General features: G+C 44.8%; 16 protein-coding genes. 7 read left to right on the top strand and 9 right to left on the bottom strand.

Translation table 11 applies throughout. From position 1 onward, the window contains the following. Positions 1-13 precede the first annotated feature (13 nt). The gene (locus A7456_RS04755; protein WP_067008145.1) at positions 14-1,378 is read right to left on the bottom strand and encodes a diaminobutyrate--2-oxoglutarate transaminase; all 1,365 of its coding nucleotides are present in this window, start codon (positions 1,376-1,378) and stop codon (positions 14-16) included. Between the two features lie 40 nt (positions 1,379-1,418). On the opposite strand from A7456_RS04755, the gene A7456_RS04750 reads away from it, so the two are divergent. The 4 genes from A7456_RS04750 (at position 1,419) to A7456_RS04730 (ending at position 4,833) form a co-directional block, all read left to right on the top strand. Next, entirely contained in the window at positions 1,419-1,607 is a 189-nt protein-coding gene (locus A7456_RS04750; RefSeq protein WP_067008142.1) for a hypothetical protein, read from the top strand. Positions 1,608-1,993: 386 nt separating this feature from the next. Continuing rightward, a complete protein-coding gene (gene serA, locus A7456_RS04740; protein ID WP_067008137.1) occupies positions 1,994-3,220 on the top strand; it encodes a phosphoglycerate dehydrogenase in 1,227 nt (408 codons plus the stop codon). A gap of 207 nt (positions 3,221-3,427) precedes the next feature. Continuing rightward, positions 3,428-4,393 carry an IS110 family RNA-guided transposase gene (locus A7456_RS04735; RefSeq protein WP_067008136.1) on the top strand — a complete coding sequence of 322 codons (966 nt, stop codon included), beginning with the start codon at positions 3,428-3,430 and terminating at the stop codon, positions 4,391-4,393. Between the two features lie 56 nt (positions 4,394-4,449). Next, complete coding sequence (locus A7456_RS04730; RefSeq protein WP_320158679.1) at positions 4,450-4,833, top strand: pilin; 384 nt, start codon at positions 4,450-4,452, stop codon at positions 4,831-4,833. Between the two features lie 75 nt (positions 4,834-4,908). On the opposite strand, the gene tfpZ is transcribed toward A7456_RS04730, so the two are convergent. The 6 genes from tfpZ to A7456_RS04700 all read right to left on the bottom strand — a co-directional run bounded on the left by tfpZ (position 4,909) and on the right by A7456_RS04700 (position 10,411). Beyond that, a complete protein-coding gene (gene tfpZ, locus A7456_RS04725) occupies positions 4,909-5,667 on the bottom strand; it encodes a TfpX/TfpZ family type IV pilin accessory protein (protein ID WP_067008131.1) in 759 nt (252 codons plus the stop codon). A gap of 62 nt (positions 5,668-5,729) precedes the next feature. Then, a complete protein-coding gene (locus A7456_RS04720; protein ID WP_067008128.1) occupies positions 5,730-6,179 on the bottom strand; it encodes a pilin in 450 nt (149 codons plus the stop codon). A 186-nt stretch (positions 6,180-6,365) separates the two neighbouring features. Further along, positions 6,366-6,812 (bottom strand): pilin, encoded by a 447-nt coding sequence (locus tag A7456_RS04715; protein ID WP_067008124.1) that lies wholly within the window; start codon positions 6,810-6,812, stop codon positions 6,366-6,368. A 535-nt stretch (positions 6,813-7,347) separates the two neighbouring features. Then, positions 7,348-7,677 (bottom strand): membrane lipoprotein lipid attachment site-containing protein, encoded by a 330-nt coding sequence (locus A7456_RS04710; protein WP_066893581.1) that lies wholly within the window; start codon positions 7,675-7,677, stop codon positions 7,348-7,350. Between the two features lie 175 nt (positions 7,678-7,852). Further along, complete coding sequence (locus A7456_RS04705; RefSeq protein WP_067008121.1) at positions 7,853-9,052, bottom strand: phosphoglycerate kinase; 1,200 nt, start codon at positions 9,050-9,052, stop codon at positions 7,853-7,855. Positions 9,053-9,238: 186 nt separating this feature from the next. Continuing rightward, on the bottom strand, positions 9,239-10,411 hold the full coding sequence (locus tag A7456_RS04700; RefSeq protein ID WP_067008118.1) for a D-alanyl-D-alanine carboxypeptidase family protein: 1,173 nt from the start codon (positions 10,409-10,411) through the stop codon (positions 9,239-9,241). A gap of 1,025 nt (positions 10,412-11,436) precedes the next feature. On the opposite strand from A7456_RS04700, the gene A7456_RS04695 reads away from it, so the two are divergent. The 3 genes from A7456_RS04695 (at position 11,437) to A7456_RS04685 (ending at position 15,776) form a co-directional block, all read left to right on the top strand. Beyond that, positions 11,437-12,072, top strand: coding sequence for a response regulator (locus A7456_RS04695; protein ID WP_067008605.1), 636 nt, complete (start codon positions 11,437-11,439; stop codon positions 12,070-12,072). Further along, positions 12,069-13,784, top strand: a complete 1,716-nt coding sequence (locus tag A7456_RS04690) for a sensor histidine kinase (protein ID WP_067008115.1) — start codon at positions 12,069-12,071, stop codon at positions 13,782-13,784. The genes A7456_RS04695 and A7456_RS04690 overlap by 4 nt, the downstream gene beginning before the upstream one ends. Before the next feature lie 144 nt (positions 13,785-13,928). Next, a complete protein-coding gene (locus A7456_RS04685) occupies positions 13,929-15,776 on the top strand; it encodes a sigma-54-dependent transcriptional regulator (RefSeq protein ID WP_067008113.1) in 1,848 nt (615 codons plus the stop codon). 70 nt (positions 15,777-15,846) lie between these two features. On the opposite strand, the gene A7456_RS04680 is transcribed toward A7456_RS04685, so the two are convergent. Together A7456_RS04680 and gpmI are read right to left on the bottom strand one after the other, a co-directional pair. After that, the gene (locus tag A7456_RS04680; RefSeq protein WP_067008110.1) at positions 15,847-17,244 is read right to left on the bottom strand and encodes a S41 family peptidase; all 1,398 of its coding nucleotides are present in this window, start codon (positions 17,242-17,244) and stop codon (positions 15,847-15,849) included. Beyond that, positions 17,241-18,797 carry a 2,3-bisphosphoglycerate-independent phosphoglycerate mutase gene (gpmI, locus tag A7456_RS04675; RefSeq protein WP_067008093.1) on the bottom strand — a complete coding sequence of 519 codons (1,557 nt, stop codon included), beginning with the start codon at positions 18,795-18,797 and terminating at the stop codon, positions 17,241-17,243. The genes A7456_RS04680 and gpmI overlap by 4 nt, the downstream gene beginning before the upstream one ends. Between the last annotated feature and the right edge of the window lie 33 nt (positions 18,798-18,830).

Here is an 18,830-nt window from a genome sequence, read left to right as displayed (position 1 = left end):
CTTACAGGACAAATCACCCACGTACCGCTTTGACCGCTTGCTCTACCGCTTTACCAAAGCGTTCAATGACCTGTTCACACTCTTCACGAGTAATGGTAATCGGACACAAAAGACGCACGACCGTACCGCCACGACCACCACGCTCCAACAGCAGTTTATTATCAAAACAGGCTTTTTGGATGGCGGCGGCAAGCTCACCGTCGGCAGGATATGAACCCATGTGGTCAGCTTCTTGGCGTTCATCCACAATCTCAATACCCATCATCAGACCACACCCACGCACATGACCGATACAAGGGTACTGGCTCGCGATTTTTTGGAGTTCTGTACGCAAAAACTCGCCTTGAATGCGTGCATTGTCTGCCAAATTGTTTTGGCTGATTTGGGTTAATACATTATAGCCTGCTGCCATGGCAAGCTGATTGCCACGGAATGTGCCTGTGTGTCCTGCTGGCGACCATGCATCAAATTTTTTGTTAATGGCAAGCACGGCAAGGGGCAGACCACCGCCCACCGCTTTTGACATGACGACCACATCAGGGATAATCTCAGCATGCTCAAAGGCGAACATCTTACCAGAGCGGGCAAATCCTGCTTGTACCTCATCTAAGATAAGCACAATGTCGTGGCGGGCGGTAACTTCACGCACCTTTTGAAGCCATTTTTTGGGAGCAGGAACGACACCACCCTCGCCTTGGATGGCCTCTAAAATGACAGCGGCAGGCTTGACCACGCCACTTTCAACATCTTCAATGAAGTTTTCAAAATAATAAGTCAAAGCATCCACACCAGCCTCACCGCCTAGCCCCAATGGACAACGATACTCATGTGGATAAGGCAAAAACTGCACGCCTGCCATGAGATTGCCAACTTTTTGTTTGGCGGATAAGTTGCCTGTCATGGCAAGAGCACCATGTGTCATGCCATGATAACCACCGCTAAATGCGATGACATTATCACGCCCTGTATAAGTTTTGGCAAGTTTAATGGCAGCTTCTGTACCATCTGCCCCTGTCGGGCCACAAAACTGCAAGACAAAATCCTTGGGGAAAAATGACAACAGTTTTTCGGTAAACGCATCTTTAATCGGCGTGGTGATATCAAGGGTATGCAATGGCAAACCGCTGTCTAACACATCCTTGATGGCGTTTATGGTCGCAGGATGATTATGACCTAATGCCAATGTGCCAGCACCTGCCAAACAGTCAAGATACTCATTACCCTCCACATCGGTTACCCAACAGCCTTGGGCTTTGGCGATGGCTAGGGGGAGTTTTCTGGGGTAGCTTCTGACATTAGACTCCATCTGATTTTGACGGGTCAAATAGTAGTCATTGGTTGCATTTTGTGGGGGAGTTACAGGGGTGTGAACGCTCATATCGGATTACCATCTCAGATAAGGGTTGAAAGAAAAACCTATGTATACATCATCCAACTCATCAGGCATTCATAACCACTTGATGACTTTTGATGATGGCATTTCAAACCCATTAAATGGGCTTGACAAGGTCATGATGGTTGGCGTGTGGTTCAATGAATTTGAAGTTACTCACTCATCACACACCAGTTTTGCAAGAGCAATCGTGCAATATTTAATGCAAGATTGAACCGCTTGCACGGCAATAATTTTGGAGAAATTTAAAAGTGGCAGATTATAGCACATGTTTTAGTAAAATTCTAATCTAAGAGTACTATTATATCATGTATATCATGGTTATGTTATGGTTACGTCATGGTTTTTTAATTTAAAACAAAAATTTACCGACACCCAACATTTACACACATTGTTAGCATGTGTATTTTTCAAAATCTCTTTAACATCCATCATCGTTAAGTTGATAATCATGATGTCTTGGTCCAAGCACAAGCCTAATTACAACCGCCTAAGTTACAAAAAACCCCCAAAACCCTTTGCAAAATCCACCAAATGAGTGTATAAATATGGCTTTGCCAAACCAACCTTTATTTTGATAAGGATTTATAAGGATTTTTCATGAACCTATCTCTTAACAAAGACAAAATCCGCTTTTTGCTCTTAGAGGGCGTCCATGACAACGCCCTAAACGTGCTAAACGAAGCTGGTTATACCAACATTGAGTACATCAAAACTGCCCTTGATGAAGATGAACTCATTGAAAAAATCAAAGATGCCCACTTTATCGGTATCCGCTCACGCACCCATCTTAGTCGCAAAGTGTTAGAATCTGCCGAAAAACTTGTCTGTATCGGTTGTTTTTGTATCGGCACCAATCAGGTAGACTTAGATGCCGCCTTGGAGCTGGGCATTCCTGTTTTTAACGCCCCCTACTCTAATACCCGCTCGGTCGCTGAATTGGTACTGGCTGAAACCATCATGCTCATGCGTGGCATTCCCCAAAAAAATGCGGTCGTGCATCGTGGCGGCTGGAACAAATCCGCCACAGACAGCCATGAAGTGCGTGGTAAAACCATGGGCATCGTCGGTTATGGTTCTATCGGCTCACAATTATCAGTGCTTGCTGAAAGTCTGGGCATGAAAGTCATCTATCATGACACACTGACCAAACTGCCACTGGGTAATGCCGTGCAAGTGAGTAGCTTCGATGAGCTTCTAGAAAAAGCAGACGTGGTAAGCCTGCACGTTCCTGACCTGCCTGGCACTCGTGACATGATAACCTCTCGTGATTTTAATAAAATGAAGGATGGCTCATTTTTCATCAATGCCTCTCGTGGTGGCTGTGTGAACATTGATGACTTAGCGGCCGCCTTAGAAAGTGGCAAGATACTGGGGGCTGCCATTGATGTCTTCCCCAAAGAACCAAAATCGGCAGATGAGGAATTTGTCTCGCCCTTGCGTGCCTTTGATAACGTCATTCTCACCCCCCATATTGGTGGCTCTACCCAAGAAGCCCAAGCCAATATCGGTCTGGAAGTGGCTGAAAAATTCGTCCGCTACTCTGACCAAGGCGATACTACCGGTGCGGTGAACTTCCCCAATGTCTCCATTGCGTTCACAGACAACAGCCATCGCCTGTTACACATTCACCAAAACGTACCAGGCGTACTCTCTCAGGTTAACGCCTCCTTTGCAGATGCTGGCATTAATATCACCGCCCAGTCCATGATGACCCGTGGTGATGTTGGCTATTTGATCATGGATGTTGATGACAGCGACTCAGCCAAAGCCCTAGAACGTCTGCGTGCCATCCCCCAGACCATTAAGGTGCGTGTACTGTTTTGATGGGCAGGATATGGATAAAGCCACTTGCTTATGATGGGTGGCTTTATTTGTCATTACCGTCAAATTTGCATTTATATGTCAAATCCCATATAATACGTGCATTGTACAATATTGGAGAAAACTCGCTTGGTATCCTGGGAGCAAAACCCGCAAGCTAGGTTGGGAGAACTCCATTGCCAAACTGGTTTGGTGTTTTATACTACTGCTATGTCTAAGACTTACATTGGGATTGATATCGCCAAAAACACATTTGATGCCTGTTTTATCGTCGATGACATTTGGCAACATCATACATTCACAAACACCCATAAGGGCTTCATAGAGTTGATGCGATGGGTTCAATCGTGTTATTATAACACATCTTTACACCTTATCATTGAGGCCACAGGGATTTATTGGGAAAAACTGGCTCAATGGGCGGTCTCCCATCAACATAAAGTAAGTGTTGTCAACCCTTTGTACATTCATGCTTACGCCAAAAGTCTGGGCATACGCACCAAAACAGATAAACAAGATGCCATTCTTTTGGCACGCTATGGCACCAAAGAAAACCCACCGTCATGGCAACCCAAATCAAATAATGAAATAAAACTGACTGCACTTCTAAAACAGCGTGATCACCACAAACGACAACTCATCAAAGAACGCACTCGCCAAGAATCCCAATCCATTTACGTCAAATCCTACACCGATGACAACATTCGTCATTGGAGAGAGAGCATGATACAAATTGATGACCAAATTTGGCTACTCATCGATAAGACACCAGAGCTAAAACACCGTGCCAGCCTACTTGCCACCATACCCGGAATTGGTAAAAAGACACTGCCATACCTACTTGCCACCATCGGAGATGGCTCGTCATTTCAAAGTGCCAAACATCTGGCAAGCTACGCTGGACTGTCCCCCAGACATCACCAATCAGGCATCAGCATTCACAAACAGTCTGCCATCGGATTTAGCGGAAAAAAAGAGCTGCGTTCAGCCCTTTTTATGCCTGCTGTTGTGGTCAGCTTTGGTCGTTATCCCACTTTTGAAAAATTCGTCAAACGCATGGAAAAAAAGGGCAAAACCAAAAAACAAATCATCATCGCCATCATGCGTAAACTGCTCACCATCAGTCATGCCGTGATTCGCCAGAATCGCCCTTTTGATAAACACATACATGAGTAGTAACGTTATTTAATTTTTAATTTGTTTTATTTATTGGTATCCTAGCAGCTATCGCATTGCCTGCGTATCAAGACTACACCGCTCGTGCGCAAGCAACCGAAGCCATAAAAGCCACAGCAGGTGTGCAGTCTGACATCGGTGTGTTTGTTGCTGACCAAAACCGCTATCCACAAGCAGCAGAAGTTGCAGGGGTTGCTGCCTTAGATGGTAAATACTTTGCACCAGGTGGTGTTACAATAACAGGTGGTGATGCTAATACAATTAAAAAACCAACCACCCCAAGCGTTATTCAAGTGACATTTAATGCTGGTGCTAATAACGGCAAGGTAGTTACCTTGACTCCAACTGCCACTACAACTGGTCAGATCTCAGGATGGACATGTGCACCTGGTGCAAAAGATGGTATTGATGTGAGTCGTTTGCCTAAGAGCTGTCAGTAAGCTACTACTACTAGTTAACCCCATCAAATTTACTCACATTCATTCACAGAACCCACCATGTTGGTGGGTTTTGTGCTATTGGTTTTCATGATAAGGGCGTAAATCAACAATATCCACGATTTGATGCTGTTGTTTATCAATCAATACCACCATACTTTGTTTATAAGCTTTTAATGGTAGAAACGCATCAGCGTTGTGATATTTGGTTAACACATGATTAACATCATTGATGGCATTGTATTGTTTTAGTTGAGTTAAGCTTTGACTTTGGTTTTCGATTGTCTGCCATTGGTTTTGTAAAGGCTCATACAAATCTGGCTGCATACTTGGTGTAACACCATTGCCTATTTCATTAAAGATACGCTGTTGTTGTTCTTCAGCGTCTTTATAAGGTCTGACTGCCACCCATTTGGGTCTACCATAGGCTAATTTATGATATTCTGTGCTGGCCTTTTGTAAACTAAACGCAGGCACATCACTTGCCTGTACTAATTCAAAAGATAGGGTATCAAAGGCGATATACACGGGGCGATTAACAGAGATGTGATACATGCCATAAACATAAGCACTGATTTGTAATAACACAATCACCATCAAATCAAACTTGAGTGATTTTTTATTCGGTTTGGCAATGGTAAAGGTAAGTAAAGGGCCTAATATCGCATCAATGGCGAGCATCATCAAAAAAATATGAGTCACACCAACCGCTTTGGCAAGTGGGGCAGGATGCCAAATAAAAAATACCACACACAGACTGATGATGGCCACCACCAAAGATAATAACAAATGGGTGGCAAACGCCTTGGTGCGAAAATTAAGAGAATCTGATGTCATGATGTTTTAACACCTATTTAATACCTAAATGGCAATGACTTCATATTTTATATGTTTCAGCTCTATTGACAACTGCTTGGTAATTTATCAGCACCTACTGTACCGCCACATTGCCACTCGATTAGCTGGCGATTATTGTGTGTGTTGATGTATGGGGTCAAGGTTAAGTTTTTATTTGCCACATTACCACGGCTAAACGTTACGGTTATCACGCCTGTGTTTGCCTGCACTGTTACGCCACCTGCGTCAATGTATTTGCCTTGCAAGGTGCTGGCTGGCTGTCCGATGAGTCCTGTATCTGCCACGGCTGTTGCGTCAGGAAACGCTTGCGTACTCCATACCCAAGAAGCCACATCCATACGCAAACCATCAGTGATGCGAAAACCCTCTATCACCTGTGTGCGCCCGACATAGTTCATATAACTGGGCAAGGCGATGGCAACCAAGATGCCAATGATGGCAATCACCATCATCAGTTCAATCAAGGTAAAGCCTTTAAGATTGCTTTTCATACTAAAACCATATGAGTCAATAAATTAATCAAAAGCGGAAGTATATCATTTCTCAGATTATTTAACCATATTTCATATCAAAAAACCATAAAAAAACCCACAATGATAAACCACGCCCCCAAAAGTTAGATAACCTTTTAGGGGTGTGGCTTGTTATGGGATTTTGTTAACTATTTTACTGGTTTATTATTGACAGCTCTTAGGCAGACGGCCTGAGTCGATTGTGCCACCACAAGTCCATTTTGAGATTTGACCATTTGCAGCAGTTGGGGTTAAGGTAACTGTCTTGCTTTTATTAGCACCAGAATCAAACTCCACTTGAATAACACTTGGGGTGGTTGGTGTGTCAACAGTAGCAGCATCACCACCAGTTATTGTAACTTTACCTGCTGAAAAGTATTTACCAGCTAAGTTAGTAACCCCTGCTACTTCTGCTTGTTGTGGATAGCGGTTTTGGTCAGCAACAAACACACCGATGTCAGACTGCACACCTGCTGTGGCTTTTATGGCTTCGGTTGCTTGCGCACGAGCGGTGTAGTCTTGATACGCAGGCAATGCGATAGCTGCTAGGATACCAATAATGGCGATAACAATCATCAATTCAATCAGGGTAAAACCTTTTTGAGCGTTCATAATGAACTCCTTAGTTAGGTGGGCAGAATTGCCCAGTTATTAGATGTTATTTGCAACGATTAACAAAGCAGTCTGATGACTGTACTGCTAATCTTGCTAACTTACACTGATACTGTTGCATGCTCTGTGCCAACTTTATGGCAGATTTGGGGTGATGGGGGGCGGATTTGGCGAATATTGCTCAAAAAATGAGCAGATTGTTGGATATTTTTAGCACAATGATGAAAACATGCACAAAATCTCACCATCATCGCTCAATAAATTCATAACAATGTGTAACATGGGCATTTGTATGCTGTCTTGGGCTGACAATTTTTGTCAGCATTGGGGGTTTTTGACATTTTTTGGCAGATTGAGATGACAGATTGGTGAATGTGCCAATTTTTGGCATGGACAAAATTTTGACCTGTCAAAAATTGTCGCCAAATTTTGTCAGCTTGGATAAGATTTGTCAATATCGCCATTTTATCAACATTACCATAAAGCAGACAGAAAAAAGCCCTGAATGTTCAGGGCTTTTGGGGGATTGGTGCTGTTAGTATTTTTGGTCTTCTGGGGCTTGGGCTTCGGCGGTGGCGGTGTTTGGTGTAACAGCATCGGCGGTGGCACTGGCAGCATCAGAGACGACGTCAGCGGCAGCTTGGGCGGTATTGGTGGCGTTCTCTATGCCACGGTCCGCTGCATCAGAGACAGTATCGGCGGTGGCACTGGCAGCGGCTTCGGCTTCGGCGGCGACTGCTTGGGCGTTATGGGCGGTATCGGCGGCGGCGGACTGGGCAGTGTCAGCGGCGTTATTGGTGGTCTCTTTGCTGCATGCTGTTAGAGCCAAAGCAGCGACCAATGTGGTCAAAATCAACTTTTTCATGATGTCTCTCCAAAAAAGGAATGTGGATGATAAAGCCATCGATGATACACGACGGTCTATGATGAGTGATAGTTTAGCAGAATGACAGCATTTGGCAAGGCTAAACCGTAAAATGCAACAAAAATTAACAAAGGTGCCAACCGAACTTCATGGGTGCTAGGTTAGCACGATGGCATTAAGATGCGTCTAATGCCACGATGGCGGGTAAGGGTTTGCCCTGAACGAACTCCAAAAACGCCCCACCTCCTGTGGACAGATAGTCTATACCATCTGCCACACCATACTTATCTATGGCTGCCAACGTATCACCACCGCCTGCGATGCTAAACCCATCACTATCCGCCACTGCTTGACAGATGATGGCGGTGCCTTGCCCAAATGCGTCTGCCTCAAAGACACCGACCGGGCCATTAAATAAGATGGTTTTGGCGGCTTTGATGTGCCTACTAAGCTCGGCGGCGGACTGGGGGGCGATGTCTAATATCATCTCATTCTCACCAATCTCATCTACTGACCTGATGGTAGCGTCTGCTCTGGCAAGCGAGCCCAAAAAGTCATCGGGGTCAATCTGGGTGCTGTCCGCTACAACCACATGCGTGGGCAGTAGGATGTTGGTCTGGGTCATGATGGTACGGGCAGTGTCCACAAGGTTGGCTTCATATAAAGAAGCACCAACGTTTTTGCCAGCTGCCACCAAAAAGGTGTTGGCGATACCACCACCGACCAAGATGGCATCGCACAACGTGGCAAGGCTGTTTAGTACGTCAAGTTTGGTGGAGACCTTTGAGCCGCCCACGATGGACAGCACGGGACGGGCCGGATTGTCCAATGCCTTTGAGAGTGCATCAAGCTCGGCTGTGAGTAAGTTACCAGCACACACAGGCTTACCATCTGCAATACAAGCACGAATCACCCCCTCGGTTGAGGCCTGGGCTCGGTGAGCACTGCCAAAGGCATCCATGACAAAGATGTCGCATAAGTTGGCGTACTGTTTGGCAAGTTTGGGGCTGTTTTGTTTTTCGCCCACATTAAAACGCACGTTTTCAAGCAGTAATACATGACCTGCCTGCACTGACACACCATCATCCAGATAATCAGCACAAAACCCCACATTTACGCCCAACTTATCCGCCAGATAAGTGGCAATCGGTGCTAATGAGTATTTGCTCTCATACTGCCCCTCGGTTGGTCTGCCCAAATGTGAACAGACAATCACGCCTGCCCCTTTATCAAGGCATGCTTTGATGGTCGGTAAGGCTGCCTGTATGCGAACATCGCTTGTGATGACGCCGTCTTTGATGGGGACATTTAGGTCTTCACGGATAAGGACGGTTTTGCCTGATGGGTCTAGCTCGGACAGATGAATGATGCTCATAAAAGCTCCTATTGGATAATCTTGAAGAGATTAGTATGCGATGATATTAAAGTCAGTCATTTTAGCACAACATTTCACCATTTCTCAACATTGCCATTTTATTGCTATTTTTTTAAGGCAATGCCAAAACAAAAAGACCCGAGGTCAGGTCTTTGTATTGGTATCATGGTATCATGGCATCATCAACTAGTGGCGATAAGCAAGCTGTGTTAGGATGTCTTCGGCATCATTCCAACGATTCTCCGATGCACTGGCACCCAGCAAGACAACGATGGCAGGACGGTTGTTGATGTGCGTCTCCATGACATAGCAATAACCTGCCTCACGGATAAAGCCTGTCTTTGACATGCCAATGGGATGTATGCCTGCACGGATGAGGCGGCTGGTATTTTGAGCCTTGTAAGTGCGTGAACCTAAGCTGTGGTTGGTTATATAAAAATCATAGTTGGGGGCGGTTGAGAAATTACGTAAGTGTTGATAGCGTAAATCAGCGTTCACCGCACGCATCATCTTAACCAAATCATTCGCTGATGAGCGGTTGCGTGGGTCAAGCCCTGATGGGTCTGAGTAACTTGTGCTGTTCATGCCCAGACTTTTTGCTTTTTGGTTCATCGCCCAGATGAAATTATCATAACCGCCCGGATAGGTACGAGCAAGGGCTTTGGCGGCGGGGTTTTCTGATTTCATAAGCATCAAGAGCATGAACTCGCTGCGACTCATGCGATCGCCTGCACGCAAATTGGAACTTGCTTTTTTGGCAGCGATAAAGTCTGACGGCTCAATGACAATCTCCTCACCCATATCAAGCCCTGCATCCATGAGCACCATCGCTGTCATGACCTTGGTTACCGAAGCGATAGAACGCACGGCGTCGGCATTTTTTTGGTAGATGGGCTGACCTGTTTGTAAATCTACCACAATGGCAGCAGCAGAGCGAGTATTTACAGGCAACTGTTCAATGTAGCCTGTACCATAAGCTGTGGATTGTCCATAGGGCTGTATGGGAAATGGCTGAGAGGTCGTCGTACTGGCAGGTATGGGCACTCTGGTAACCTGAGTGTGCGTGTAGCCTTGGTTGTAGGTGTTGGTGGTGGGGGCTGTGTTATTATTGAGGTACGCTGTGTTATTATTGAGATATGTGGTGGTTGTTTGCTGAACGGTTGTGGTCGCACTCGGTATCTCTTGAACGGTATGTGCCTGCATGTTTTTGGCATTGCCTTTGCCAATATAGACCGTCTTTTGTTGGCTGTTATCCACCAAAAAAGCATGGGCAGAGGTTGTCATCATGGAGATGACAGACAGGCTTAGCACGCAGCTTAGGCGTGCTCGGTTGATTTTTTTAATATTAACTCGCTTCATAAGTTCCGCTCTTGATTGGTTGATGGTTGATTGACCACAGCCTTATTGCAATTTTTTCTTGACTTCCTCCCCGCCCTAAGGCGGGGATTCCTGCTCCCAGACGGTCAAGCCAGACCGCAAGCCTAAGATAGTGGCAACCGCCCGTACGACACACCGTACATCTTAGGTTCTTATTTTAAGCTAATCCTACTGTTAGGATTGTCATAGACACGAATTAGCTTAAGTGTGTGTTTGGAAACGTCTTACCAGTTAAGTTACTGCGTACTCGCAATTTAGTCTTAACTTAACTGTGGAATGTAAGACATTGAATATAGTGAGATGAGTATAGCAAAACTTATCGCATTTAACAATTGCCTTATATCCACCGCCCAAAGTCGCAGGTTTACGGCAACGGAGGATAAAAAATGCTAATCTACTTATTCTAATCCACTGTCATCGATTTCATTAACCTCTACTGACACATCAATAACATCGGCAACGGCAACATTGGCTCTTTGGTACAGGCAAATGGACGAACACATACATGACCGTCTTATCATTTTTATTCTAATTTATATTCATTCTAACACAACAAAACCACTTTTTTTATGTTAAAAATCAAAGTTTTTGGATAAATTTGTAAAAAAATTTAACATTATCCTAATGTTCACCTGACACATCATGCTGATGAGCATAATCATTTGACAGGTATTTTGTAACATTAAAAAATATCATCTGATATGAACAACATTAATGGCAAATTTTTGTGAAAAAGTGCCAAATAAATTGCCAGATTTGGGTTTAGTTGTTAGAATTATTAAAATGATTAAGGTTGCCAAAGCGTACAGACAGCAACCCAATATCCATCGCTGGGCGTTCATTTTCATTTAAATTAATCAAAACGTTGCAAGTTTTGAACCACATCAATCAATTTCGGTATTCGGTAGCCAACTGTACACATGATAAACAGATCCGAGATGATTTGGACAGTTTATTTAACGCAATTTAACAAAGTATCTCAACAAAATATCTAAGAGATGAAAAACATGACGATAAAAGTACTCATCGTGGATGACCACGAACTTGTTCGCACAGGCATCAGCCGCATGCTTGGCGATGATTCTACCATTTGGGTTGTTGGTGAGGCAGGCTGTGGTGAGACAGCGGTAAACATGGCTCGCAAACTGGTGCCTGATGTGGTGCTCCTTGATGTGAATATGCCCAACATTGGTGGGGTGGAGGCAACTCGTCGCATCAAACAGTTAGATAAGTGCATTAAAGTTGTGGTGGTGTCGGGTCTTGTCTCTGAGCCTTATCCATCCATGCTTTTAAAGGCGGGTGTGGATGGCTACATTAGCAAAGGCACGCCCATCAATGAGATGATAACCGCCATCAAAAAAGTCAAGGCAGGGGGTAAGTATTTTAGCCATGAAATTGCCGATGTGCTGGCCCAAAACATGCTTGACAAAAACACCAATCCTTTTGATGGCTTATCCGAACGTGAAAAACAAGTCGCCATGATGGTAGCAAACTGCCAAAGTGCCAGTCAAATTGCCGACAGTCTATTTGTGAGCATCAAAACTGTCAATACTTACCGTTATCGTATTTTTGACAAACTGGGCGTGGACTCTGATGTCAAACTTACCCATCTTGCCATACGTCATGGGCTGGTCAATCCATGAGTCTCTCTCCCATCAGACACACCAAAACATGGGTACGAAGACTGTGGTTTTTGTCCGCCAACGTCCATGAAGAAGCTCTCATCTCCACGATGCGTGTGCGTCAAGTTGGGCTTACCTACGCCGCTTACCGCTTTGTCATCGCCAATTTTTTACTGATGGCAAATTTTTTGTTAAGCCGTGATGGCGTGGGTCTGCCCACACAACCTGACTTTGTAGAACAGATGCTATTTGGCATTTATGTTATTGTGGCGTTGGTGCTATTATGTGCTTTTTTTGGGGTAAAAAAACGATTAAGGCTACAACTGTTGGCAGGTTTTGTGATAGATGTTGTTTTTTTGACCTTATTTGCACTCTACGGTAAAATCAATGATTTTCAAATAACCCTGCTATACATGGTCGTCGTCGCTGCAAGCTATATGTTGCTGTCTTTATCCCGAGCGACTGTCATCACACTCATGACCATCTCAGCACTCATCTATCAGCAGTTTTTTGTTTTTTTCTTTGAGACAGCAGCGATTGAAAAAAACCTACTGACCATCAATGACAGTCTGCTGTTGTCGGTGAGTTTGGTGGCGGTGGGATTTTTAAGTTGGTCCATCTCTCAGCGACTTGCCAAAGCCGAACAGTCGCTTCTTGACCATGCTGATGAAGTAGAAAAACTCCACACCATCAATCAAGCCGTCGTCAAAAACATGGTCAATGGCGTGCTGGTGTTAGACCCCAAATGCAATATCGTCATGATAAATAATGCCGCTCAACGTTTTTTGCACCTGCCCATTGATGATAACGCCTGCGACAGCCTTGCCAAAATCATTGAATTATCTCGCATCATCATCAAACAACACCCCAAAATCATCGGCTGGTATCGCTCACTGGCTCCCAACCAGTCATCTGAACTTATCTACGACCTACCGCCCAAAATCCATAATCATGCTCATATCAATCAAACACACCTTAGCGATAAGTTACGCATCAGTTCCAGACCCCTGCTTGAACATGGTCAAATTCTCATCATCGAAGATCTAAGCCGTGAACAAAGTCACGCCCAACAGCTAAAACTTGCAAGCTTAGGTCAGCTCTCTGCCAGCATCGCCCATGAAATCAGAAACCCTCTCGCCGCCATCAGCCAAGCCAGTCAGCTACTCATGGAAGAAGTGCGTGATGATGATGTCAATGCTGAGTTTTATGAGATGATTTATCAGCAGACCAAACGGGTCAATTCCATCATCTCAGATGTGCTAAGCCTGTCTCGCCAAGAGATGCCCAACCAGTCGCCCCTAGACGCCCCAAGCTGGGTGCGACAGTTTTTGGCGAAACATTATCCACATGAAGCCATCATTGTAACGGGCGACACCGCCTTGCCCATCTTGTTTTATTTTGATGCCAATCAGCTAGAACAGGTCATGATAAATATTATTAATAACGCTTTACGCCACACCATTCATCAGTTCCACGACCATGATATCAACATACGCCTAACCAAAATCAAAACAGGAGCATTTATTGATGTGCTAGATTATGGCGAGGGTGTGAGTGAGAAGGATTTGACCAATCTTTTTAATCCCTTTTTTACCACCAGTAAAAAAGGCACAGGACTGGGACTTTATCTGTCACAATCATTTAGCGAGGCCAATAACGCCAAAATCCGCTATTTTAGAGAGAATGATAAAAGCTGTTTTCGTCTGATTGTCTCTAATACGCCTGTTGCTTAGCGTATGGTTTTGGGGCATTGGGTGCATAAATATTTATCCAAACATTCACATTTTTGCTGATAATTTTGCCAAGAATTTGCTAAATATTGGGTTTTGTGTAAAAATCCTATATAATAGTCCACATCTAAGTTATTGGAAACATTCATGCAAGATAAGCCGCTCGCCCTAGTTATTGATGATGAAGCTGACCTATGTCGCCTGATGCAAATCACCCTAAACAAGATGGGCATAGATACGCACGTTGCTTATGATGTGGCAAGTGCCAAAGGTTTTTTGGCAGACAATCACTATGATTTTTGTCTCACCGACCTTGCCCTACCCGATGGTTCTGGCATGGAAATTGTGGAGCTTATCACCAAAACCACCACAACGCCCGTAGCAGTCATCACCGCCCATGGCGATGTAAATGTTGCCATTGAAGCGATGAAAATTGGTGCATTTGACTTTGTCAATAAACCACTGGACTTACCACGCTTACGCCAACTTGCCAAATCTGCCTTAAAGGCTAATGAATCCATCATTCAAGACACCAAAAGCATTACAGCACAAGAAAACAACAACCCAAAACAAGATACCAACACCATCATACCATCTAACCCATTGACAGGCAATTTGCTTGCACCCACAGAAAATAATACTCAAATCAACCAAGATGGGCGTCAAAGAACCATAAAAAACACCACCAAAAAAACCACCGCTGTCAGCGATGATGATATTTTTGGCGGTCGGCTCATTGGTGAATCTCGTCCCATGAAACAGCTGCGTTCTACCATCAAAAAATTAGCCCGCTCACAGGCACCAGTATTTTTATGGGGAGGTTCGGGTACGGGCAAAGAAGTGGTTTCACGACTCATCCATGACCTAAGCGGTCGCCGTAATGGCAATTTTGTCCCCGTCAACTGTGGTGCGATACCATCTGAATTGATGGAGAGTGAATTTTTTGGTCATAAAAAGGGCAGTTTTACAGGGGCAACGTCGGATAAAATTGGGCTGTTTCAGCAGGCAGATGGTGGCACACTGTTTTTGGATGAAGTGGCAGATTTGCCACTTGCCATGCAGGTCAAGCTACTTCGTGCCATTCAAGAAAAAACCGTGCGTGCCATCGGTGACACCAAAGAGGTGCCTGTGGATATCCGTATTGTCTGTGCCACGCATAAAGATTTGGCGGATTTGGTACAAAAAGGGGCATTCCGTCAAGATTTGTTCTATCGTATTAATGTCATCGAGGTCAAGTTGCCTGCCCTAAATGACCGCCGTGATGACATTCCCATGCTTGCCAAGCATTTTTTGGAGATGATTGCCAAAGATTGGGGGCTTGACAATCTTAGCCTAACCGATGATGCCATAGACATGCTGACATATCATAACTTCAAAGGCAATGTACGTGAGCTTAGAAACATCTTAGAGCGTGCCGTTACCATGAGTGATGGCGATGAGATTGATGCCCATCATCTCATGCTTGATGACATGGCAAATGTATCAGATGATAACACCTCATCATCTGATTTTGACACACAAGATGATGATGCCATCACGCCCTACACATCCAAACCCTTAGTGAACACAGTCAGCCCCACCATGACCAAAGCATCGCCCTACCATGACCAGAGACCGATCTATACCGCCAATACCATCATCAAAGAAAACAAAGAAACCAAGCCCATTACCCAAGGTCTAAACATCATCGCCTCTGCCAACTATGGCACACCCTTATCTGTCCCAAAACCCCAAAACTCCAACCCATCTAAAACACATGATGACAGTCAAGCCTCTGATAAGTTGGATTTGTCAGATGAAGACTTGGTAAACAGCAACCTACCCAGTCAAGGGCTAGAAGCTTATTTGCTTGATCAAGAACGCCAAATCATCTGCACCGCCTTACAGCAGGCAGGGGGTAACAAAACCCAAGCTGCCAAACTGCTTGGCATGACCTTTCGTTCTCTACGTTATCGCATGAAAAAACTGGACATTGATGATGGTGATGATGAATGACCTCTGAAAATCCAGCATTAAAAAAGGAGTGTATGCCCCTTTTTTAAGCGCTATCTTTTTAAGTCATCTCTTAAAATCCACCCACAGGTGCAAAGTCCACTCCTGTTTCTAATTTTGCCCCATCCATCAAAATAAGTGCTTGTGATAGCCACGCATCGCTTGGTATTGCCATCATGGTTGATGCCAATTCATCAGAATCATCAAATGCCACATCAGGCACAACCCCCACCCCATCAATACGCTGACCATCAGCGGTTAGATAATGAGCGGTCGTCATCTTGATTGCTTGCCCATCACTTATGGGAATAACCGATTGTACCGAACCTTTACCATAGCTTGTCTCACCCACAATCAAGGCTCGTTTTTGCGATTGCAAACTACTGGCCAATACCTCAGCTGCTGATGCTGAATAGCGGTTTTGCAATATCATCACTGGCAGTTCAATAAGCAGTGGTGCTCCTTCGGTTCTAAGTTTTCTCTCTACCCCTTGTCGCCCTGCCACCTGCACGAGTGTCTGATTACGCATAAACAATGATGCCACCGCCCCCGCCGACTCCAACACCCCACCGGGGTTGTTTCGCACATCCAAAATCACCCCTGTGATGGGCACGCCTGCCTGACCCAAACTCTCCAAAATCTGTTGGCGGGTGTTATTTTGAAAAACAGGTAATTTGATGATGACCACCCCCCCAACGATGATGGTTTCTACATGGCTTTTTAGCACTTCATTGCGATGGGCGGTGAGTCGTCTTTTACTGCGTCCTGCATGAGACACCACAATATCCACTTGCGTGCCAGAGATGCCACTTAGCAACTGCTTGACATCATTTTCGCTATGACTGTCATCCAGTTTAATCTCACCCACCTGATGTAGGTAATCCCCAACTTTCACACCAGCACGCCTGATGAATGAATCTTCTTGGATATCGGTGATGACCCAATGATTGTCCTTGGCTTGCCACATCGCTGATAATCCAATGTTTGCCACATTGCCAGCGGTGAACGATTGCAAATTGACAAAGGCGTCTTTATCCAAAAACTCAGCGTGGCTGTCAAGCCCTTTTAGCATGCCATTCATCGCATTTTTAAACAATGTCTCATCACTTACCTCTTCAACATAATCACGACGCACCAAATCCACCACCGATACAAAGGTTTTTAAGGTATTTGGTGATACCGCTCCCAATGGCACACGTCCCTGATGAAGTCCATCAATGCCATGCAAAGTGTTGGGCTTGGTTTCTAAGGCATCAAGTGTTGGGCTTGATGGGCTTTGGATGTTCATCCGTTCGCCTGTTTTTGCTTGGGTATCTAAACCACTGTTGGCTTGTACCTCATCACCAAACTCTGGCAGATTTGCCACGTTATTGGCGGGTGTGCTGATAAGATGAGACGGCTTGGCATGGCTGATTGACACGCTCAGCGATAATGCCATCATACTCACCAGTAAGGTTGTGGTCAGTTTCATACATCCACCAACAGACTCTCACCTGTCATTTGGGCAGGTTTTTGCATGCCCATCAAGTGCAATATGGTAGGAGCAACATCGCACAACCGTCCACCTGTACGCACATTGACCTGTTTATCCCCCACATAGATGAACGGCACAAATTCGGTTGTGTGCTGAGTATGCACCTGCCCACTGTCATAGTCTTGCATTTGCTCACAGTTACCATGGTCGGCGGTGATGAGCAGATGACCGTTCATCTCACGCACCATACCGACTATCTCACCTATGCAGGCATCCACAGTTTCCACCGCCATGACAGCCGCATCAAACACGCCTGTATGTCCCACCATATCGCCATTAGCATAGTTAATGATAATCACATCGTATTGACCTGAGCGTATCGCATCTTTTAGCTTATCGGTTACCTCAAAGGCACTCATTTGGGGTTTTTGGTCATAAGTTTTGACATTGGGGCTATTGACCAAAATTCTTGTCTCTCCATCATAAAGCTCTTCACGTCCGCCACTAAAAAAGAATGTAACGTGGGCGTATTTTTCGGTTTCAGCAATGCGTAGCTGAGTTTTGCCATGATTTTGTAAATACTCACCCAGTGTATTGCTAAGGCTCGTTGGCTGATAAGCAACCGCTGTTGTAGGATTGTTTGCCAATTGGTCTGAATATTTGGTCATCATGACAAAGGCGGATAATTTAGGTGTCATCTTGCGTTTAAAGCCGTCAAAATCGCCATCAACAAAGACCTGACTTATCTGTCTGGCACGGTCTGCACGAAAATTGACAAAAATCACACCGTCATTATCTGCTATCACACCATTATCATCAATGATTGTCGCCTGTACAAATTCATCCGTCTCATCTGCTGCATAAGCAAGCTCTATGGCATGGATGGCACTGTCTGCTTCACGCACCGCCTTAGCTTGGGTCAGTAGGTCATAGGCTTGTTCTACCCTATCCCAACGCTTGTCTCTATCCATGGCAAAAAAACGACCGATACAGCTTGCAATTTTGACCTCCACATCATACTTTTGGTTAAGCTCTGTTAAATATTGCTCCAAATCCGCCACATAACCCTCTGCCGATTTTGGGGGTGTGTCTCGTCCATCTAAAAAGGCATGAATAAATACCTGATTTGCCCCTTGCTCTATGGCAAGTTTGGCGGTTGCCTTAATATGGTCAATATGTGCATGAACTCCACCATCAGAGAGCAAGCCCAAAACATGCACCGCCCCTTCGTTGTCTATCGTGTCTTTAACCGCCTTGATGAGCACGTCATTATTAAAAAATTCGCCCGAGCTGATGTCGTTCATGATACGGGTAGAATCTTGATACAAAATCCGTCCTGCCCCCAAATTCATATGCCCAACCTCTGAATTGCCAAATTGACCATCAGGTAATCCAACATCCTGCCCTGAACCTGAGATAAGACCATGTGGACAGCTTGCCATGAGTGCGTCCAAATTGGGTTTCTTGGCGGCATAGACAGCATTGTCTCGTGGGTCTTCTCGGTGTCCAACACCATCTAAAATCATCAAAACATAAGGGATTTTTTTCATGATAACGCCTTTTTATAAATCAAAAATAATGAA

It is taken from the genome of Moraxella nonliquefaciens (assembly GCF_001679005.1).
Lineage (GTDB): Bacteria > Pseudomonadota > Gammaproteobacteria > Pseudomonadales > Moraxellaceae > Moraxella > Moraxella nonliquefaciens.
The sequence above is the reverse complement of the archived record's forward strand: the minus strand, read 5'-3'. Positions and strand labels throughout refer to the sequence as shown.